This is a genomic window from Pseudomonas sp. 15A4 (genome assembly GCF_016925575.1).
Taxonomy (GTDB): domain Bacteria; phylum Pseudomonadota; class Gammaproteobacteria; order Pseudomonadales; family Pseudomonadaceae; genus Aquipseudomonas.
Window position 1 is genome coordinate 1,904,130 of record NZ_CP068986.1, and the last position, 18,631, is coordinate 1,922,760.

The 18,631-nt window shown below is 60.6% G+C and carries 15 protein-coding genes, 5 pseudogenes and 1 riboswitch; of the genes and pseudogenes, 11 read left to right on the plus strand and 9 right to left on the minus strand.

Annotation, left to right across the window (positions count from 1 at the left end; genetic code table 11):
* The first annotated feature begins 9 nt into the window (after positions 1–9).
* Positions 10–1,040 (plus strand): annotated as a pseudogene (hemH, locus tag JN403_RS08560) (ferrochelatase).
* A 225-nt stretch (positions 1,041–1,265) separates the two neighbouring features.
* On the opposite strand, the gene JN403_RS08565 reads toward hemH, so the two are convergent.
* Both JN403_RS08565 and upp read right to left on the minus strand, forming a co-directional pair.
* Positions 1,266–2,546: a uracil-xanthine permease family protein gene (locus tag JN403_RS08565; protein WP_037018282.1), complete on the minus strand. Its 1,281-nt coding sequence runs from the start codon at positions 2,544–2,546 to the stop codon at positions 1,266–1,268.
* Positions 2,546–3,183 (minus strand): annotated as a pseudogene (gene upp / locus JN403_RS08570) (uracil phosphoribosyltransferase). Before upp ends, JN403_RS08565 begins: the two are co-directional and overlap by 1 nt.
* Positions 3,184–3,379: 196 nt before the next feature.
* Between upp and JN403_RS08575 the strand changes: the two are divergent.
* The 4 genes and pseudogenes from JN403_RS08575 to JN403_RS08590 all read left to right on the plus strand — a co-directional run bounded on the left by JN403_RS08575 (position 3,380) and on the right by JN403_RS08590 (position 5,685).
* Positions 3,380–3,936, plus strand: a pseudogene (locus JN403_RS08575) (hypoxanthine-guanine phosphoribosyltransferase).
* Between the two features lie 222 nt (positions 3,937–4,158).
* Positions 4,159–4,644: a hypothetical protein gene (locus JN403_RS08580; protein WP_122536185.1), complete on the plus strand. Its 486-nt coding sequence runs from the start codon at positions 4,159–4,161 to the stop codon at positions 4,642–4,644.
* A 66-nt stretch (positions 4,645–4,710) separates the two neighbouring features.
* On the plus strand, positions 4,711–4,998 hold the full coding sequence (locus tag JN403_RS08585; RefSeq protein ID WP_122536184.1) for a PA4642 family protein: 288 nt from the start codon (positions 4,711–4,713) through the stop codon (positions 4,996–4,998).
* 330 nt (positions 4,999–5,328) lie between these two features.
* On the plus strand, positions 5,329–5,685 hold the full coding sequence (locus JN403_RS08590; RefSeq protein ID WP_205486731.1) for a hypothetical protein: 357 nt from the start codon (positions 5,329–5,331) through the stop codon (positions 5,683–5,685).
* Positions 5,686–5,797: 112 nt separating this feature from the next.
* On the opposite strand, the pseudogene mqo reads toward JN403_RS08590, so the two are convergent.
* Together mqo and JN403_RS08600 are read right to left on the minus strand one after the other, a co-directional pair.
* Positions 5,798–7,302, minus strand: a pseudogene (gene mqo, locus JN403_RS08595) (malate dehydrogenase (quinone)).
* Positions 7,303–8,033: 731 nt separating this feature from the next.
* On the minus strand, positions 8,034–8,267 hold the full coding sequence (locus JN403_RS08600) for a hypothetical protein (RefSeq protein WP_122536181.1): 234 nt from the start codon (positions 8,265–8,267) through the stop codon (positions 8,034–8,036).
* A 224-nt stretch (positions 8,268–8,491) separates the two neighbouring features.
* On the opposite strand from JN403_RS08600, the gene JN403_RS08605 reads away from it, so the two are divergent.
* A complete protein-coding gene (locus JN403_RS08605; RefSeq protein ID WP_122536180.1) occupies positions 8,492–9,073 on the plus strand; it encodes a YajG family lipoprotein in 582 nt (193 codons plus the stop codon).
* A gap of 100 nt (positions 9,074–9,173) precedes the next feature.
* Here the strand turns inward: JN403_RS08605 and JN403_RS08610 are convergent, their stop codons facing one another.
* Positions 9,174–9,377, minus strand: coding sequence for a hypothetical protein (locus tag JN403_RS08610; protein WP_205486732.1), 204 nt, complete (start codon positions 9,375–9,377; stop codon positions 9,174–9,176).
* 140 nt (positions 9,378–9,517) lie between these two features.
* Here JN403_RS08610 and JN403_RS08615 point away from each other — a divergent pair, with 140 nt between their 5' ends.
* Positions 9,518–9,787: a hypothetical protein gene (locus JN403_RS08615; protein WP_122536178.1), complete on the plus strand. Its 270-nt coding sequence runs from the start codon at positions 9,518–9,520 to the stop codon at positions 9,785–9,787.
* A gap of 4 nt (positions 9,788–9,791) precedes the next feature.
* Here JN403_RS08615 and JN403_RS08620 read toward each other — a convergent pair.
* A pseudogene (locus JN403_RS08620) lies at positions 9,792–12,889 on the minus strand (autotransporter domain-containing protein).
* A gap of 168 nt (positions 12,890–13,057) precedes the next feature.
* Positions 13,058–14,221, minus strand: coding sequence for a 1-acyl-sn-glycerol-3-phosphate acyltransferase (locus JN403_RS08625; protein WP_205487274.1), 1,164 nt, complete (start codon positions 14,219–14,221; stop codon positions 13,058–13,060).
* A 214-nt stretch (positions 14,222–14,435) separates the two neighbouring features.
* Between JN403_RS08625 and JN403_RS08630 the strand changes: the two genes are divergently transcribed.
* From JN403_RS08630 to JN403_RS08645, 4 genes are all read left to right on the plus strand, one after another.
* Complete coding sequence (locus JN403_RS08630; protein ID WP_122536175.1) at positions 14,436–14,618, plus strand: CPXCG motif-containing cysteine-rich protein; 183 nt, start codon at positions 14,436–14,438, stop codon at positions 14,616–14,618.
* Positions 14,618–14,878: a DUF2007 domain-containing protein gene (locus tag JN403_RS08635; protein ID WP_122536174.1), complete on the plus strand. Its 261-nt coding sequence runs from the start codon at positions 14,618–14,620 to the stop codon at positions 14,876–14,878. Before JN403_RS08630 ends, JN403_RS08635 begins: the two co-directional genes overlap by 1 nt.
* Positions 14,879–14,929: 51 nt before the next feature.
* Entirely contained in the window at positions 14,930–15,574 is a 645-nt protein-coding gene (locus tag JN403_RS08640; protein ID WP_205486733.1) for an SOS response-associated peptidase, read from the plus strand.
* A 155-nt stretch (positions 15,575–15,729) separates the two neighbouring features.
* Positions 15,730–16,548: a M48 family metallopeptidase gene (locus JN403_RS08645; protein WP_122536172.1), complete on the plus strand. Its 819-nt coding sequence runs from the start codon at positions 15,730–15,732 to the stop codon at positions 16,546–16,548.
* A gap of 172 nt (positions 16,549–16,720) precedes the next feature.
* Here the strand turns inward: JN403_RS08645 and JN403_RS08650 are convergent, their stop codons facing one another.
* On the minus strand, positions 16,721–17,305 hold the full coding sequence (locus JN403_RS08650; protein WP_205486734.1) for a TMEM165/GDT1 family protein: 585 nt from the start codon (positions 17,303–17,305) through the stop codon (positions 16,721–16,723).
* Between the two features lie 90 nt (positions 17,306–17,395).
* Positions 17,396–17,515: riboswitch (yybP-ykoY riboswitch) on the minus strand.
* A 40-nt stretch (positions 17,516–17,555) separates the two neighbouring features.
* Positions 17,556–18,554 carry a class I SAM-dependent methyltransferase gene (locus JN403_RS08655; RefSeq protein ID WP_205487275.1) on the minus strand — a complete coding sequence of 333 codons (999 nt, stop codon included), beginning with the start codon at positions 18,552–18,554 and terminating at the stop codon, positions 17,556–17,558.
* Positions 18,555–18,631: the final 77 nt, after the last annotated feature.

Sequence of the window (18,631 nt, forward strand, 5' to 3'; positions counted from 1 at the left end):
AGGTGTTGCATGACCGATCACGCTTTATTGCTGGTTAACCTGGGCTCGCCAGCGTCCACGTCGGTTGCCGACGTGCGCCGCTACCTCAATCAGTTTCTGATGGACCCTTACGTTATTGACGTGCCGTGGCCAGTGCGTCGGCTGATCGTCTCGCTGATTCTGATCAAGCGCCCGGAGCAGTCGGCCCACGCCTACGCCTCGATCTGGTGGGACGAGGGTTCGCCGCTGGTGGTGCTGAGCAAGCGACTTCAGCAGGCCATGGTCAAGGAATGGAAACACGGGCCGGTCGAGCTGGCGATGCGTTATGGCGAGCCTTCGATTGAGACCGTGCTCACCCGCCTGGCAGCCCAGGGCATTAAAAAGGTCACCCTGGCGCCGCTGTATCCGCAGTTCGCCGACAGCACCGTGACCACGGTCATCGAAGAAGCCAAACGCGTAGTGCGTGACAAAAAGCTGAACTTCGACTTTTCGTTGTTGAAGCCGTTCTTCAATCAACAGGAATACCTCGACGCCCTAGTGGCGAGCGTGCGGCCGCATTTGCAGCAGGATTTCGATCATCTGCTGCTGAGTTTTCACGGCCTGCCCGAGCGGCATATCACCAAGCTCGACCCGACCGGCAATCACTGCTTCAAGAGTGGCAACTGCTGCGAGACGGCGTCTCCCGAAGTTCTGGCGGTTTGCTACCGCGCGCAGTGCATGCGTTCATCGGCGGAGTTCGCCAAGCTGATGGGGATTCCCGATGGCAAGTGGTCGGTGTCTTTTCAGTCACGACTGGGCCGCGCCAAATGGATCGAACCCTACACCGAGCCGCACCTGGCCGAACTGGCGGCTAAAGGCGTGAAGAAGCTGCTGGTCATGTGCCCGGCGTTTGTCGCGGACTGCATCGAAACGCTGGAAGAGATTGGCGACCGCGGTGCCGAGCAGTTCAGGGAGGCGGGGGCGAGGAGCTGGTGCTGATTCCGTGCCTGAACGACGACCCGAACTGGGCGAAGGCGCTGAATACGCTGTGCGAAAAGGCACCGGCGATGGTGGTGGGATAAACTGAAATTAGGTGTGGTGTTCATTCCCCGTGGGAGCGACCGGGGTGGCGTTCCACCTTGCTCGCGAATGCGTCTGTTCAAGCGGCATTGATGAACCTGATGCGCCGCCTTCGTGAGCAAGCTCACTCCCACAGTTTCGGTTTACGCCGCAAATCTAAGCCACTCCTACAGAATCCAAAAAAGGGGCATCACGTGAGTGATGCCCCTTTTCATAACGCTTCAGAACTACGGCAACTGATCATCCAGGTGCTTGTTCTTCCACGCGTCATTCCCCGGCAGGATCAGGTTCAGCACAATCGCGGTCACGGCGCAGAGCGCGATGCCTTTCATGCCGAAATCATCAGGGCCGTTGCCGGTGCCGATCAGCACGCCGCCAATGCCGAACACCAGCGTGACGGACACGATCACCAGATTGCGCGCTTCAGCCAGGTCGACCTTGTGGCGGATCAGCGTGTTCATGCCCACCGCAGCAATCGAGCCGAACAGCAGGCACAGAATCCCGCCCATGACCGGCACCGGAATGCTCTGCAGCAACGCGCCGAACTTGCCGATGAAGGCCAGGGTAATGGCGAAAATCGCCGCCCAGGTCATGATCTTCGGGTTGTAGTTTTTGGTCAGCATCACCGCGCCGGTGACTTCGGCGTAGGTGGTGTTGGGCGGGCCACCGAAAGCGCCGGCCACGGTCGTCGCGATGCCGTCACCCAGTAGCGTGCGATGCAGGCCAGGCTTTTTCAGGTAATCACGGCCTGTCACGCTGCCGACCGCTATCACGCCGCCGATGTGCTCGATGGCCGGGGCAAGCGCCACCGGAACGATGAACAGTATCGCCTGCCAGTTGAATTCCGGCGCCGTGAAGTGCGGCAAGGCCAGCCAAGGCGCTGCAGCAATTTTCGCCACATCGACCACGCCGAAATAGAACGACAACGCAAAACCCACCAGCACGCCCGAGATGATCGGCACCAGGCGGAAGATGCCTTTGCCAAAGACCGCAACAATCAACGTCGTCAGCAGCGCCGCCATCGAAATGATGATGGCGGTGTTGTACGGGATCAGTTCTGCTGCGCCATCACCCGTCCGGCCCATCGCCATGTTGGCGGCAATGGGTGCCATCGCCAGACCAATGGAAATGATCACCGGGCCAATGACCACCGGCGGCAGCAGGCGGTCGATGAAGCCGGTGCCTTTAATCTTCACGGCCAGACCCAGGAAGGTGTAGACGAAGCCCGCTGCCATGACGCCGCCCATGGTCGCCGCCAGGCCGAACTGGCCCTTGGCGAGAATGATCGGGGTAATGAACGCAAAGCTGGACGCGAGGAAGACCGGCACCTGACGGCCTGTCACCACCTGAAAACACAGGGTGCCCAAGCCTGCCGTGAACAACGCGACGTTGGGATCGAGGCCGGTGATCAGCGGCATTAATACCAGTGCGCCAAATGCCACGAACAGCATCTGCGCGCCCGACAGGATCGTGCGCCAGAGTGGGTCGTTGAACTCATCCGGCTTCATCAGGCGTCCTTCTGCTTGGTGCCGAAAATCTTGTCACCGGCATCGCCCAGGCCCGGGATGATGTAGCCGTGTTCGTTCAGTTGTTGATCGATGGACGCGGTGTAAATGTTGACGTCCGGGTGGGCTTGCTCGACGGTGGCGATGCCTTCCGGCGCGGCGACCAGGACCATCGCGCGAATGTCGCGGCAACCGGCTTTTTCAGCAGGTCGATGGTGGCAACCATGGAGGCGCCGGTGGCGAGCATCGGGTCGATGATCAGCGCCAGACGCTGGTCGATCTCGGGAGCGAGTTTTTCCAGGTACGTGTGGGCTTCGAGGGTTTCCTCATTGCGTGCGACGCCCACGGCACTGACCTTGGCGCCGGGGATCAGGCTGAGCACACCTTCAAGCATGCCGATGCCCGCCCGCAGGATCGGCACCACGGTAATCTTCTTGCCGGCGATCTTCTCGACCTGAACCGTGCCGGCCCATCCCTGGATGTCGTAGGTTTCCAGCGGCAGATCCTTGGTCGCTTCGTACGTCAGCAGCGCGCCGACTTCTTGAGCCAGTTCACGAAAATTCTTGGTGCTGATATCGGCACGGCGCATCAGGCCGAGCTTGTGGCGGATCAGCGGATGGCGGATCTCACGAATGGGCATAGGGGAAAGGCTCCAGCGGGCGGGCAAAAAAACGGCTTAGATTAATCTATTCAGCTGTAACTTGTCCTGACGGTTAGGTTCGCGCGCCGAGATTTATGGAACGACAGTGCAACGTTAGTCCAGAAACACTTGCCCTGATGTCGGCGGATGCGTACCTTTGCCCGCTTTTCCTTACACAGCCCCCTTGGAGAGCGTCATGTCCGCTGATCTCGAGCATATCCGTCAAGTCATGCGCGAGGCTGACTGCCTCTACAACGAGGCCGAAGTCGAGGCCTCCATCGCCCGCGTCGGCGAGCAAATCAATGGCGTGCTGGCCGACCGTAACCCGGTGGTGTTTTGCGTCATGAACGGTGGCCTGATCTTCGCCGGCAAGCTGCTCACTCATCTGAACTTCCCCTAGAAGCGTCCTACCTGCACGCCACCCGCTATCGCAACGAAACCAGCGGTGGCGACCTGTTCTGGAAAGCCAAGCCTGAAGTCTCGTTCATCGACCGCGATGTGCTGATCATTGACGACATCCTCGACGAAGGCCACACCCTCGGCGCGATCATCGACTTCTGCAAACACGCCGGCGCGCGCGCTGTACATACCGCCGTGCTGATCGACAAGGACCACGACCGCAAGGCGCGGCCTGACCTGAAAGCCGATTTCGTTGGCCTGCCGTGCATCGATCGCTACATCTTCGGTTACGGCATGGACTACAAAGGCTACTGGCGCAACGCGGCCGGGATCTATGCCGTAAAGGGCATGTAAGGCAAGCATCATCATAGTGTGGGAGTGAGCTTGCTCGCGAATGCGTCGGGTCACTCGCCATCGGTGCTAACTGACTCACCGCATTCGCGAGCAAGCTCGCCCCCACTGATGCCTCGTCCACTGATGATTTCGGATGCTGCCGGGGTTAACTGACGCCCGAGGGGAGTGGAAGATCGCCAGGTCTTGCATGCTAGAGTGCCCCCACTTTTTCGGGAGGCGCCCATGCCCTTATCTGTTCGAAGTACCGCTGCGTTGATGTTGCTGTTGACGCTGCCACTCCCCGCACTCGCCGAACCCATGCACGCGCAATACTTGCCGCCGGACGAATTGTCCGTGCGCGAGGGCGAACCCGAGCAGCAGCAATTGCTGCAGATCACTGAGTATTCGGTGGTGGTGGGCAGCCAGCGTCAGTCCAATCAGCAACCGATCCCTGTCACCTCACCGCTGATCCTGCGCCTGAAAGGCAAACCCATGAACAAGGGCGCGACGATTGCCGACGTGCTGATCCACTTCGACGGCGAAAGCAAAAGCCTGAAGAAACCGACCTACGACGAGCCTTCGCGCACGCTGACGCTCTACTACCCGGCGACGCAATACCGGGTGTTCGTGGATTTGCTGCGTAATGAAAAGGTCTACTGCCAGTTCCTCAGCTATGCCAACGGTCACGTCTGGGCTGACCTGCACACCGGCAGCGTACGCGCGCGTTGAGCCCGCGACCGGGCGGGGGTAAACTGCCCGCCCGTGAAATGTCCCGCAAGTCAGTTGGAGTCAGCAATGCGTAAAGATAAGAAGCAGGTGATTGGCGATGAAATCGGCGACGCCCAGATCAAGCTGTTCCTGGATTTCGAACCGGTCGATGCCACATCGCCGTCGCTGCACAAGCTGATCAAGGCCTACCGTGGCCTGCGCATCGATGACTTCGGACGTTTTCTGACGTTCTTCAAGGAGGCCGGTTACGACCTCGACGGCAAAGACGAACACGGCAATGACTTCGTTACCCTGATCAGGGATCAACGCAACGCCGATGAATACATCGAATTGATCGAGAAGGCGAAAGGCTGAATCGCGCAATTTCCGGGCGCCATCCTTCGGCGCCCGATGCTCCCTCCTACGAAACCAGCCGCCTGCTCCCGCGCCGTAACCACGCAATCGAAAGACCCTTCCTACTGCATGCCTCGGCGTTTACGACTACCGTAAGCGGCACGCTGAATCATACTCAGCCCTGTGACGACGTTCACAGAACCGCGAGCAGGACGCTCGCATTGATGACTGAAAGGGAATTCATGACATGAAAAACGTAAAGACTTGCTTTACCCGCACCATCGCCGCCATCGCAATGATGGTCGCAGCAGCATCCGCTCAGGCGGCTTACCCCAAAAAATTCAGCTCAACATGGAAATGTGGAATCAGACAGGCATCGACCTCGCGCTGGTATGGGCCAGCTGGGCCAAACCCAATGCCGATTACACCGGTTATGGCTTTGCGGCTGACGACCCCACTGCGTCCGTGTCCATCCCGCTGAAGAACCCGCGCAATGATTCTGCGAGTTTCCGCGTAAGCGGGGAGGGCAAAATCTGCGAGTTCAGGGCAGCCCACGCAGTCACGTTCAGTTGGGTCTCGATCACCCCGGCGCCGGAGAAATCCGCAACCGGCAGATCAATCGGAACCGTACCGGCAGAGTGCACCGCGTCGGTGACCAAAGGCACAAACTCGATGCAGGCGTATTCCGTCCGATTCGTGATGAAGTGATGCTGAAGCTGCGAAACTGATTTCCGGCCCAGGCCGGTACCTGAGTGCAAAAGAAACCCCCGCCTGATAGGGCGGGGTTTTCCAGTACAGCTTCTTTGGAGCAACCCAACGATCAGGCGAAAGTGGCTGTTTCGCTGTTCGGCACCAGGTCCAGGCTGGCATCGCTCTGAGCACTGACGCGCTGATAAAGCTGCGCATCGGTTTCCAGTGCTTTTTCGCGAGCCGGGAAGATCTCGTTCAGCTTGGTGGCCCACTCGGTGCGGGCTTTGTCCGGGAAGCAACGCTCGATCAGATCCAGCATGATCGAAACCGTCACCGAAGCGCCCGGCGAGGCGCCCAACAGTGCGGCAAGGGAACCGTCCTTCGCCGACACCAGCTCAGTCCCGAACTGCAAAACGCCGCCTTTTTTCGGGTCCTTTTTGATGATCTGTACGCGTTGACCGGCCACTTCCAGACGCCAGTCTTCGGCTTTCGCCTCCGGGTAGAAACGGCGCAGTGCATCAAGCCGCTGTTCCATCGACTGCCGCACTTCGCTAATCAGGTACTTGGTCAGGTCCATGTTGTCGCGGGCCACCGCCAGCATCGGCGCGATGTTGGCCGCTCGGATCGACAGCGGCAGGTCCAGCAGCGAACCGTGCTTGAGGAACTTGGTGGTAAAGCCGGCGTAAGGACCGAACAGCAGGGACTTTTGCCGTCCACGACGCGGGTGTCCAGGTGCGGCACCGACATCGGTGGCGAACCCACCGCTGCCTGGCTGTACACCTTGGCCTGATGGCGCTTGACCACTTCAGGGTTGTCGCAACGCAGCCACTGACCGCTCACCGGGAAGCCGCCGAAGCCTTTGCCTTCTTCGATGCCGGACATCTGCAGCAACGGCAGTGCCGCGCCACCTGCGCCCAGGAACACGAATTTGGCGTCGATGTCGCGGGTGCTGCCGTTGTTTACGTCCTTGATGGTAACGGTCCAGCCGTCACCCTTGCGGCTCAGGTCGGTGACGCGTTTGCAGTATTTGACCTGCGCATCGGGCGCCGTTGCCAGGTGCTTGAGCAGCATGTTGGTCAAGTTGCCGAAGTTGACGTCGGTGCCATGCATGACCCGTGTCGCGGCGATGGGCTCATCGGCGGGACGGCCGGGCATCATCAGCGGCATCCATTCAGCCAGTTTGCTTTTGTCTTCGGTGTATTCCATCGAGGAGAAAGCATGGTGGGTGCGCAGCGCTTCGTAACGCTTCTTCAGGTACGCCATGCCTTTTTCGCCCTGAACGAAGCTCAGGTGCGGAACCGGCGTGATGAACGAACGGGAGGAGCCGAACGTGCCTTTGCGCGCCAGATAGGCCCAGAACTGCCTGGAGACCTCGAACTGGGTGTTGATGTGAATCGCTTTTTTGGTGTCGATCGAGCCATCAGCCGCTTCCGGCGTGTAGTTCAGCTCGCACAGCCCGGCGTGGCCGGTGCCTGCGTTGTTCCAGGGGTTGGAGCTCTCTGCCGCACCGGAGTCCATCAGCTCGACGACTTCAATCTTGAGGTTCGGGTCCAGCTCTTTGAGCAGCACGGCGAGGGTGGCACTCATGATGCCCGCCCCGACCAGCACTACGTCGACTGCTTCGTTATGCGCCATTAACGCGTCTCCAAAATCTGCAGCACCAAATTGACGGCATGCGTTCCCGTGGTCAGTCGCCGGGTTCGGGCGGCGCGGTGTTCGCGCAGTGCCTCGTTCAACCCGGCCGGGATCCATGTCCGATTCTTCGCAATTTTTTGCATCTTCAGCGGACGCCACCGAACGAGCCTGGTTGATGCTTTTATAAGGCAAGCATGAACGCATTTTTCGGCCCGTACAGCCATTCGACTATCGTCAAGACGTCCGGTTGTGCAACCAAATCCGTAGCGGACAGGCTTCAGGCTCTTTTGACGGAGACTGCGTTGCGGTCGGTCCTTTGCAAGGGGGCTGGGTCAGACGCTAACGGTGCATTTACAAACGCGAAACTATTCATTTGCTTGCCACACTCTTGTGAAGTTGTGAAAACCCGTTTTTTTCACGCTCTTTTGGAGACGCGAACCTCAAAAAGGGCTGCGCGATGGCAGCTCTGCAGATCAGGTTCATACGCGATGTGAGGCAAGAACTGGCGAAGGACGTTCGGATTAATCGACGATCCGGCGTCTGCGCTGCGGCCACATCGGGCTGCACATGTCTGTGTGGAAGGCTCTCTGTGGGCGATACGGAGGAGTCGATAGTGGCTATCGACGATGCTGCGAGGCCCGATCAGGAGACGTCCTTATAATCGGGGGAAGATTATAGCGATGAATCGGGCAGAAATGATCCAGGAAAAATGACTTTTATTCGCCTTTTGGTCAGATGCTGAGCATATGCCGGGCGGTAATCGCACGTGACCGGGAAGTCACGCGGGCGCTGGAGGGGAGTGGGCGCTGCAGCCAGCACAGGTTTGCTTCGTGGACTTCGACCCAGCCCTGACCGCAAGGCGTTTCAGCGCAGTGCTTGAACGCCAGGCAGATGCCCTGCTGATCCAGACGTGCATAGTGACGATGACGGCGGCGCAACGAGAACAACGACCAAAGAAAGTCCATGGCAGGACTCCTTGCTGGAGAGTTGAAAAAAGTATGGCCGGCGGGCATGACATCGCTGTGACGTTGCGATTGCGCAATTGTGTTGATTTCGAGCGGATGAGCCATCGCGCCGCCTCGCCGGAACCGGCGCGATGGCACTCTGTCGTATCTTTACCCTAGTGAGCGGCCTTGGGAGGTCGCTATACTGCGGCACATTTTGTGCCTTGGCCCATGGAGAAATGAGCATGTTGCGTCGCGTTCTGTTCGGTTTGCTTGCCGCTGGCAGTCTGACCCTGGCGGGCTGTGCCCACAGCCCGCAATCCCTCACCCCGGAACCCAAGCTGAACGCTCAACTCGCACCGGTCGGTCACGGTCAGCAAGTGGTCGTTCGCGTGGTTGACGGTCGTCAGTCGCAGACGCTGGGCACCCGCGGTGGGCTGTACCCGGAAACCAGTTCGATCACGGTCAACGGTCAGCAGTTGTTGCCAAGGTTGCAGGCTCAGGCTGAAGCGGGCGTGCGGTTGCTCGGTTTCACGCCCGTGCCGAACGGTAGTGGTCCGCAGTTGACCGTTACCCTGGCCGACCTGAAGTACCAATCGCCGAAAGAAGGCCTGTACGTCACCGAAGCCAACATCAGCTCCACGTTCCGCGCTGACGTTCAGAATGGCGGTCGTAACTACAGCGGCCGTTACGCGGCTTCGATGGATCAACGTTTTGGCATGGCGCCAAACGAAGAGACCAACACCAAGCTGATCAGCGACGTACTCAGCGACGCGCTGACTCGCCTGTTCCAGGATCAGACGATTGGCCGCACCCTGGGCCAGTAAGCTTAACGCCTGGTTCTGATGTGCAAAAAAGCCCCGGTTTCGCGAGAAGCCGGGGCTTTTTTCATTCAGCGGGGTCGCTCGGGATTCGCAATGCCGGGGGTCAAGCCGCCTGATAGAAATCCAGAAAACTGAAGCCGGTCTGCAGATCCATTTCCGGCAGATCGTTATGCGCATGACCGCCAAGCGCGCAGTACACCAGCCAGTGCCTGTCCTGGACGTTGAACGCCAGTGCGTCGATCAATGCTTCCTGTTCGTCGCTGGGGGCGATGAGATAAAGGCGGTCCTGGTTGTGGGCGTGCAGCATGACGCTCTCCGTGGCGGTGGGTCGGTTTGGGGTCCCACACAGTGCCCGGTTCAGGTGACGTTAAGGTGACAGCGACTAGTGTGAGCGGCAGATCCAAACAGAGTTTGCGGCGCCCATTTATCCGGCGTCATCGAGGCACCATGTCGCTTATCCATCACGCCCCCGGTCTCGCCATCAACCTCTGCGCCTTGCTTGCCGCCGGCCCCGGCATCTGGCTGCTGCACACCACACGCACTCGGGAGCAGCGAGAGATGGCCCATTTGCACCATCTCACCGAACAAGCCCCGATCGACGAGCCCGTGCACCTGATGGATGTGCCCACCATTCGCATGATCCGTCTTAGTTACCGGTTCGGCACCGCCTGCCTGGCGTTCGCGCTCTTGCTGTCGTGGGTGAGCACGAAGCTGTGATCGCTTAGAACGCCAGCGTCACTCGCGCATTCAACGTCTGATCCGACGCATCGTTGCTCACCTGTCCGTTGTAACTCAGCCCGACGCTCAGCGTGTCGCTCAACCCCAGATCGACACCCGCGCCAAGGACCGCTGCGCTGCGTGCGATGGGCGCGCCCGAGAGCTCGAAAGTGTCGCCGCCGCTGAAGGCCGCGCGGCTCTCTGGCGTCACGTCGCCGTAGGCACGACGCCAGCCCAGTGTCGCGTTGGGTTTGATCGCGACGCTGCCCGCATTCAAGCGAGTGGCGGCACGCAGGCCGAGGGTGCTGAAGGTGATGTTGTTGTCCTGAGACTTGTTCTCCAGCCTGATCGCGTTGCTGTTCTCATCGAAGGAATCGGTGTCCAGTCGCACATGGGCGAGGTTGGCGAAGGGTTCAAGCTGCGCGTTGCCCAGCTCGATGGCGTAACCCAGTTCGCCAAATACCTGATTGGTCGCCGCGTTGTAATCTTCCTTGAAACGCTCGGAAGCACCCGGCAAGTCCAGCGTGCGCTTGGCCGTCAGCTCGTGCCAGGTGCGGACCGCGCCGAGGCGCAGACCCAGTTGGCCCCACTTGGCGCCTGCATAGACGCCCAGATGGTAGTTGTCGCTGTCAGTGGAGCCGGAGGCATGGCGCAGGTCAAAGCTACTGTTGCTGAAACCGGCCAGCGCACCCACGCGCCAGGTCTCGTCGAGTGGCACGTCAGCGCCGAACAGCATGCCGCTGGTGTGCGTGTCGAGGCCCGAAACGTCACGGGTGCTGTCGGTTTTGCCGGTCGCACCGATAGCTTGAGTCCACACCACGCCACGGGAATCATCTCCGGCGAGGGTCTGTGTCGTGCTGCCCAGTGCCGCTGCCGACTGCGCTTGCTGCAAACGATCGTTCACCGCGTTGCGCACTAATCGGCTGTCTTCGATCAGTGCGGACTGGGTCGAGGCGTGCAGCTCGTTGGACAGCGCCTTGAACGTGGCCTGCGCGGTCGACGCGTCGTCCTGCACCACCTGACGCCAGAGCGCGTTGCCTGCCCCAGCGCTGTCCAGCCCTTGGGCGACGGCTCTGGCATTGCGGGTCGTCGCCAGGCTGGCGAAGGTCTGTGCGTTGCGGTCCAGCGTCAGCCCGACATCGGTCGCCGTGTAGTTCAGCGTCGGGGTGAGGAAGGCGTAGTTGGTTTGCACGTTGGCAAACGCACCAGTGACGCCACCGGCTGCCGAGAGAATCGAGTAACGGCTGGCGGCCAGCCAGTTACCGCCTTCAACCAGCGAAAGCGTACTGTTGTTGAGCGTCGCGCGGCCGCTGGCGACGATACGATCGGCATTGCCGTTGGCGTCCGATTCGACTTGATAGACCGAGCCCTGAGCAAGGTTGACGTCGCCGTTGACGTTCAGTTGCCCGACCGAGTTACCCGGTGCAACCACGCCGCCCTGAGCGACATTGATGCCGCCAACGGTGCCGTTGCCACCCAGCGTTGCGCCTTGCTGCACGCTGACGATGGAGTTGCCCAGGTTACCGTTGACCGCCAGCCGACCCGCTTGCACCGTCGTGGCGCCGGACAGGCTGTTGTTGCCGGTCAGGTTCAGCGAGCCGACGCCACGTTTGATCAACGCACCGTTGCCCGTGAGAGTATTGGAGAGGGTGTCGTTGGTCGACTGATCGACGACCAGCGTCGCGTTGTCGGTGATCGTCCCGCTGCCGAACGCCTTGGCATGGCCGGTCAGCACGCCGCCGTTGATCACCGTGCCGCCCGAGTAACTGTTATTGCCGGTCAGCATCAGATTGCCGCTGCCGTTTTTGATCAGCCCGCCGTTGCCGCTGATGTCGTTGCGCCAGGCGTCGATGGCGTTATAGCCGCCGAAGCTGGCGTCCATGTTGACCGTGACGTTGGAATTGAACGCTGCATAACCATCGCCCGCTGCGAACAGGTTCAGACGGCCGTAGCCCCCGACTGATCGATCACCGCATAGCCTGAGGAGATTTCAGTGGTCGCCAGAATCTCGCGCCGCTGACTGGCATCCAGGTACGGGAAGCGGGTTTCCAGCAACACTTCTGCGTTGGTCGGCACCACGGCGGCCAGGTTGGTCGGGCCCACCGGATCGAAGCCGTAGGTCATGCGCGAGGTGAACAGCGCCTTGTCCTGAGCGTGTTGAGACGAGCGATCGGTCGCCGGGTCGATGGTGGCCATGCAATTGTTGACGTCACCGCCGCACTGCGCCGTGAAATAGGTCAGTGCCTGTTCGCGAGCATCGGCGCGCAGTTGGGCGTTGGCCGGATTGGAAAGGTTATCGATGGCGAAGTAGGTCGCGGTGATGCGCCCGCCCATCACGTCGAACGGCGAATGCATGCCGGCTTCAATGCGGTTGTCGCCAATTTCCGAGGCGCGCAGCATCAACTCGCTGAAACGCTCGGGAATGGCGTACGCCAGTGCGTATGAAGACAGGTACGCCGCATTGGTATGGCCGCTGGGGAAACCCGAGTCGCTGGCGGGCGTAGTGCTTTTCGCCGGGCGCAGGGAGGGCGCAACCACAAAAGCCAGACTCTGACCGTCCAGACTCTGCCGCCATGGTCGCGGATATAAATAGTGGGATTTGGTCGGGGTGGTCGAGGCGTCGTTGCGTACAGCGCCGACCAGATCGACGACTTTGCCCAGCGCCGAAGACGAACTGCCTGCGCCGTTACCTTTGTCGTCGTATTTGACGGTTTTGTTGCTGTCGTCGAACTGCGTGATGGTCGTGAAGGCGTCGGCACCTGCCTTGTAGGCGGCGCTCAACGAGCCGAGGCCGCTGATGGCGCTGTAGCTCTGGTCACGGCGGTCATCGAAGTAGGCGGCGGTTTCCTGCGCGAGGGTCCGGGTATTGGCGCGGTCGACCACGATTTGCAGGTTGCGCCTTAGCAGACTCTGACCCAGGGCGGTCGGTGTGCCCGTGTCCCAGGTCGCGCCGGTTGTCCACAAGGTGTCGAATCCGGAAAGGAGGTCAACGCCGTTGAGGGTGTCGTCTCCCGCACGGCTCGCCGCCTGAACCGACACGGCGAGCATTGAAAGTGCCAGGGAGGACACCATGACACGGGCAACCTGATTGCTGGATCGCATAGCGTACGCCTTCACTCGTTTGGATAGGCGACGACCTTAACGAGCGAGTCTTACGCTTGAGTGTGTCAGCAGTGACACATTTGTGAAGGCCGGTCTCGGCAACAACGGAGGGCGCACAACAAAAAACGGCGCTTGGAGAGCGCCGTTTTCGTTGAAGAGACGGGGGCCTTAAAGCGGCAAGCCCGCCTTCACCCGGTACTGATTGCGTACCGGCATGGCGTATTGCTGAATCAGAAACGGACGGTGCTCGGCGGGGCAGCCATTGAGTCGGCGCTGCCATTCATCCTCCGCACGTTCCAGCTCGTCCGTCGGGAACACCTCGGCGGCCTTCGGCACCTTGAGTTCGGGCTCGGCGTCGGCCCACTGCGCATACGCCAGGTAATGCACCGGGAACAGTCGATAGCCGCCGAGAATCTGTCGGTCCATTTCGATAGCCAGTAATTTGGTGTCCTCGAACAGCTCGGTGATCGGCGGGGCAAAGTTCACATGCACGCGGCCTTTATAGCCGGTGATCCCCAACGCAATGCTGACGTCGTCCTCACCCGGCACTTTGGTGTAACTGCCGGTGGTGGCGCGGATGTACAGCTCCCGCGCTTTGGCGTGATCGCACGGGTCGTATTCATAGCTGATCGAGACTGGCGTCAGGTTCAACGATTGGATGACTTCGCCAAACGGCTCGTCCTTGCGGCTCATGTGGAACATCTTGAGGATGGCCGATTCGGTGCGGTCGTCGCCGTCTTTGGCGCGGCCTTCGGCCTGGGCGATCCAGATCGACTGGCAGTCATTGCGGATGGAGTGGTTGATGTACGCCGACAGCAACTGGTAGGCCGCCATCTTCTCGCGACGCCCGATGATCGAGCGGTGCACGATGAAGCTTTTGTTCAGGCGCATCAGGTCGCTGACAAAAGGCTTCTGCAGCAGGTTATCGCCAATGGCAATGCGTGGTGTCGGCAGACCCGCGTGATAAACCGCGTAATTGACGAAGGCCGGGTCCATCACGATGTCGCGGTGATTGGCCAGAAACAGGTACGCGACCCCGGACTTGAACTGCTCGACGCCGGTGTAGGTCACACCGTCAGTGGCGCGTTCGATGGTGTGATCGACGTAATGTTCGACCTTGTCCTGCAGGGCCGCGACAGTGTCGATACCGGCGAACTGGCGACGCAGCTTGCGCGCGATGGCCGGCTGCAGAATCCAGCCGAGGGAGCCGGCCAGACGCGGAAATCGGAAATGCGTGAGGATCGCGAGGAACGCCTTGTCACCCAGCAGCCGATCAAGCACGGCTCTTACTTCGGTGTCGTCGTATGGTCGGATGGCATCGAATTCGCCCATCATGCTCTCTTGTCGGAAACGGCTAAGGTAAAGGAGGTCGAGTCCGGTGCAGCAGCGAATCACGACACCGCAGGCGTGGTGCCTGGGCGGCGGCCGCTCGATAAAGCGGCTTCGCTGAAGATGTCGACTCAGGCTGATGCCCGGATGCTGAGGAATAAAGCTCGACCGGCAAACAAGTCGGCGATTATACGCAAAACTGTGCCCGGAGACTGCGATGCAGGAAATACAGGATTACGACTGCCCTTATTGCGGCGAACCGGTGGAGGCGGTGCTGGATATTTCCGGCGGCGATCAGACCTACATTGAGGACTGCCCCGTCTGCTGCCGGCCGATCATCTTCAGTCTGCAGACCGATGGGGAAGAGTGGACGCTGGACGTCCGCAGCGAGAACGAGTGATGCGCAAGATTTACGAGCCCGAACACCTGATGGAAGGCGAGCTGCTGCAGTCCATGCTGGCCAGCGAAGGCATCGAGTCCCACATCACCGGGCGTCATCTGTTGGGCGCTGTCGGGGATTTGCCGGCGTTCGGGTTGCTGGGCCTGACGGTCGAGGATGACCAGGCCGAGCGGGCGCGTCTGTTGATCACCGAGTACAATGCCGCCTTTCCGCTGCCCGGTGACGAGCCAGACAGCTACCCCGATGTGTTGCTGTGCTGAATCCGGTTCGCGCGCGCCTCATTCGCTTTCAAAAAGAGTTGTGCTGAACCCATGTGTGGACGCTATGCCCTGTTTCGTTGGTCGCCTGCCTTTGCGGCCCTGCCCGGATTCCCGAGCGACCAGCAAGCGCAGTGGAATATTTCTCCTGCCGCTTGTGTGTTGATGGTTCGGGCTGCACCGGGCGAGGTCGAGGAGGGTGGTGAGCGCGGACGCGAAGTGGCGCGGGCGCGTTGGGGGCTGACGCCGCCCTGGCTGACCGACATGTCGCGCACGCCGGCCCATGCCCGCGCTGAAACCGTGGCCGAGCAGCCGATGTTCAAGCAGGCCTTTCGCGAACGACGCTGCCTGCTGCCCGCCAACGGTTTTTATGAATGGCGTGGCAGCGTCCGCAAGCGGCCGTTCTGGCTGACGCCGGCCGAAGGATCGACGCTGTATTTCGCGGCGATCTGGGAAGCCTATCCCGTCGAAGGCCACACCTACCTGAGCGTTGCCGTGGTCACGCAGTCGGCCATGAACCAGCGTCGACCGTTGATCCTCGACGAAGAAGGGCAGCGCGCCTGGCTTGATCCGGACTGCCCGCTGATCACCTTGCAGGCCTTGCTCGCCGCCCCGCAGACGCAACTGCGCGAACGGCCTCTGGCCAATCTGGTGAATGATCCGAAGCTCAACGCACCGGAATGCCTGACCCCGTTGTAATCCGCTCTGGCTCGGTTCAAATCGTCATTCCGTTATTTCGCTGCCGTTACACAGGCGCGATTTGCTTGCGCCTTTTTACATGGCAGACGGCTGGCATCTGGTGCTCAGCCTGCGTATTGCCTAGGATGGCGCGATTGTTTCAATGGAGATACGAGATGCGCAGGATTTTTGCTCTTTGTGGCGTGACGGCAGCGTTGCTGGTTGCCGGGTGTCAGGCGGTCAATACCACCACCGGCGATTCGGTGGGTGTCGAGCGCAAGCAATACATGTTCAGCATGCTGTCGACTGACGAAGTCAACCAGATGTACGCCCAGTCTTATCAACAGACGGTCAGTGAAGCGTCATCCAAAGGCGTGCTCGACAACAGCAGCGCCGAGGGCAAACGCGTTCAGGCCATCGCCAAGCGACTGATCGCCCAGGCGCCGAAATTGCGGCCCGACGCGGCGCAGTGGCAGTGGGACGTCAACCTGATCAAGAGCGACGAACTGAACGCCAACTGCGGTCCTGGCGGCAAGATCATCGTGTACAGCGGCCTGATCAATACCCTGAAGCTCAGCGATGATGAACTGGCAGCGGTCATGGGCCACGAAATCGCTCACGCGCTGCGCGAACACGGTCGTGAAGCGATGTCCAAGGCCTACGGTGTGCAGATGGCCAAGCAGGGTGCCGGTGCCTTGTTGGGGTTGGGGCAGGACAGTCTGGCGTTGGCCGACACCGTGGTCGATTACAGCCTGACGCTGCCGAACAGCCGCGCCAATGAAAACGAAGCGGACTTGCTGGGCCTCGAACTGGCGGCTCGCGCGGGTTACAACCCGAATGCCGCGATCACGCTGTGGCAGAAGATGGAAGCCCAAGGCGGCGCGTCGCAGCCAGAATTCATGAGTACCCACCCTGCATCGTCCAACCGGATTGCCTCGTTGCAGGCGGCGATCCCGAAAGTCATGCCGTTGTACCAGCAGGCGCCGAAGGGCTGATCAGCGCCTGATCTCGATAGGTGAGCGGGCGCGGCGTTTTTCGGAGCGGGTTGGTGCATGAAACGCTGTAGGAGTGAGCTTGCTCGCGATCATCGAATAGTCGCTGCGTATCTGCGAAGCGATTGAAGAGCATCGCGAGCAAGCTCACTTCTACAGGGGTTATCGTTAGCGCCTACACCCAGCCGCTGATCTGCATCGCCTTGTACACCGCAACGATCGCCAGAACGAAAAACGCCCCCGCTGCCAGACGACGGATCAGCGTCAGTGGCAGTTTCTCCGCAGCGAAATTCCCCGCCAGCACCACCGGCACATTGGCCAGCAACATGCCCAGCGTCGTGCCGATAATCACCAGCCACAAGTTGGAATACTGCGCCGCCAGCATGACCGTGGCGATCTGCGTCTTGTCGCCGATTTCCGCGATGAAAAATGCGATCAGCGTGGTCAGGAAGGGGCCGAACTTGCGCCCGGTATTGGCTTCGTCGTCGTCCAGCTTGTCCGGAACCAGCGTCCACAGCGCGGTGGCGGTAAAGCTCGCTGCAAGAATCCAGTGCAGGACGGAATCCGAGAGGTAGCTGCTGAACCATGCGCCGACGGCCCCGGCCGCGGCATGGTTGGCCAGCGTGGCTGCGACAATCCCGGCGATAATGGGCCAGGGCTTGCGGAAGCGAGCGGCGAGAACGAGTGCGAGGAGTTGGGTCTTGTCACCGATTTCAGCCAGTGCGACGACGGCGGTGGGGACCAACAGGGATTCCAGCATCAGGGTTTTCCTAAGGGGCGGGTCAACACGGCTATGACACGTACAACCTCCCCGCCCCGGGTCAGGATGTTCGTGTCATAGGTCTTGTCAAACCACCGATCCGTCTGAGCGGATCTGGGGTCGCACGCACCATGGTCTGAGGACCAAGTATGTTGATGCGTGCCGGACGAGCATGGCGCTCGTGGGAGACTACTCCCCTAGGACGGAGCGGATTCTGCCTAGCCGTTTGCCGTTCGGCAAGCGCTAATTATCACGCACGTTTCGCGCGGTAAATCCGGAAACCCTGGCCCTCGGCCATGATTGCGCACGGTCCGAGATGCGACTCGATGATCGGCTGATAGCGCAGAAAACTGTTGGCTACCAGCCGTAGTTCGCCGCCTTTTCTCAGATGTTCTCGTGCTTTTTTCAGCAGGTTTTCGGTCGCAGCGTAATCGGTGTGCACACCGGTATGGAACGGCGGATTGGTCAGAATCACGTCCAGGTCGTTCGGCGCGGCGTCAATTCCGTTGCCGGTCATGACGTCGGCTTCAAGGCCATTGGCCGCCAGGGTCAGCCGGCTGCTGGCGGTGGCAAACGCATCGACATCCAGCATCGTCACATGTGTTTCGGGGTAACGACGTTTCACCGCTGCACCGAGAACCCCCGCGCCGCAGCCAAAATCCAGCAAATGCCCGGCGGGAAGTCGGTCAATGTTTTCCAGCAACAGCGCCGAACCGCGGTCCAGACGGCCGTGGCTGAACACGCCGGGCAGACTCACCACCTTCAACGCGCCGCCTTCGACTTCGATGTCGAAACGTTTGGCCAGGCTGTCGAGCTCGACGGCTTGCGGAGGCGTTTCGACGGTGACTTGCCAGAGCTGGCAATGCCGGGCGCTGTCGAGTTTGCGCGTGCGCCCGAACGGGCTCAGCTGGCGGGCCGCGGCTTCAATGCCACCGCGTTTTTCGCCCACCAGAAACAGCTCACGTCCGGCCAGGCGGGAAGCGAGCGCGTTAATGAGGTAATCAGCGAGGTCGCGGGCCTTGGGCAAAAACAGCACCGCGGCTTCAAAGGGTTCGCCCGGGGCTTCGGTGCCGAAGTGCACGCGCTCGGGGAATCGTGTACCGAGGGTGTCGAAGTCGCCAGCGTGCCAGCTCCAGCCGCGTGCATTGGGCAGCGTGCTCAGCAGGTCGTCGGCGGGGAGGCCGGTCAGCAACAAGGAGCCCTGAAACAAATCGGCCTGCCGGAGTAACACTTCACTGCGCGGGTCCATCATCGGCTCCTCGAAAAAAGGGCGAAGTTTAACAGGCCTGCCACGCCGCGCACGTGCCCTGTGCGGCGGATCGGCGG

Excerpts from the sequence above, each read along its gene's own strand:
- JN403_RS08600 (WP_122536181.1), bottom strand. The coding sequence starts at position 8,267 with ATGGACTTTCTTTGGTCGTTGTTCTCGTTGCGCCGCCGTCATCGTCAC.
- JN403_RS08625 (WP_205487274.1), bottom strand. The coding sequence starts at position 14,221 with ATGGGCGAATTCGATGCCATCCGACCATACGACGACACCGAAGTAAGA.
- JN403_RS08585 (WP_122536184.1), top strand. The coding sequence starts at position 4,711 with ATGCGTAAAGATAAGAAGCAGGTGATTGGCGATGAAATCGGCGACGCC.
- JN403_RS08645 (WP_122536172.1), top strand. The coding sequence starts at position 15,730 with ATGCGCAGGATTTTTGCTCTTTGTGGCGTGACGGCAGCGTTGCTGGTT.
- JN403_RS08590 (WP_205486731.1), top strand. The coding sequence starts at position 5,329 with ATGGAAATGTGGAATCAGACAGGCATCGACCTCGCGCTGGTATGGGCC.
- JN403_RS08610 (WP_205486732.1), bottom strand. The coding sequence starts at position 9,377 with ATGCTGCACGCCCACAACCAGGACCGCCTTTATCTCATCGCCCCCAGC.
- JN403_RS08655 (WP_205487275.1), bottom strand. The coding sequence starts at position 18,554 with ATGGACCCGCGCAGTGAAGTGTTACTCCGGCAGGCCGATTTGTTTCAG.
- JN403_RS08615 (WP_122536178.1), top strand. The coding sequence starts at position 9,518 with ATGTCGCTTATCCATCACGCCCCCGGTCTCGCCATCAACCTCTGCGCC.
- JN403_RS08640 (WP_205486733.1), top strand. The coding sequence starts at position 14,930 with ATGTGTGGACGCTATGCCCTGTTTCGTTGGTCGCCTGCCTTTGCGGCC.
- JN403_RS08605 (WP_122536180.1), top strand. The coding sequence starts at position 8,492 with ATGTTGCGTCGCGTTCTGTTCGGTTTGCTTGCCGCTGGCAGTCTGACC.
- JN403_RS08565 (WP_037018282.1), bottom strand. The coding sequence starts at position 2,546 with ATGAAGCCGGATGAGTTCAACGACCCACTCTGGCGCACGATCCTGTCG.
- JN403_RS08580 (WP_122536185.1), top strand. The coding sequence starts at position 4,159 with ATGCCCTTATCTGTTCGAAGTACCGCTGCGTTGATGTTGCTGTTGACG.
- JN403_RS08650 (WP_205486734.1), bottom strand. The coding sequence starts at position 17,305 with ATGCTGGAATCCCTGTTGGTCCCCACCGCCGTCGTCGCACTGGCTGAA.
- JN403_RS08635 (WP_122536174.1), top strand. The coding sequence starts at position 14,618 with ATGCGCAAGATTTACGAGCCCGAACACCTGATGGAAGGCGAGCTGCTG.
- JN403_RS08630 (WP_122536175.1), top strand. The coding sequence starts at position 14,436 with ATGCAGGAAATACAGGATTACGACTGCCCTTATTGCGGCGAACCGGTG.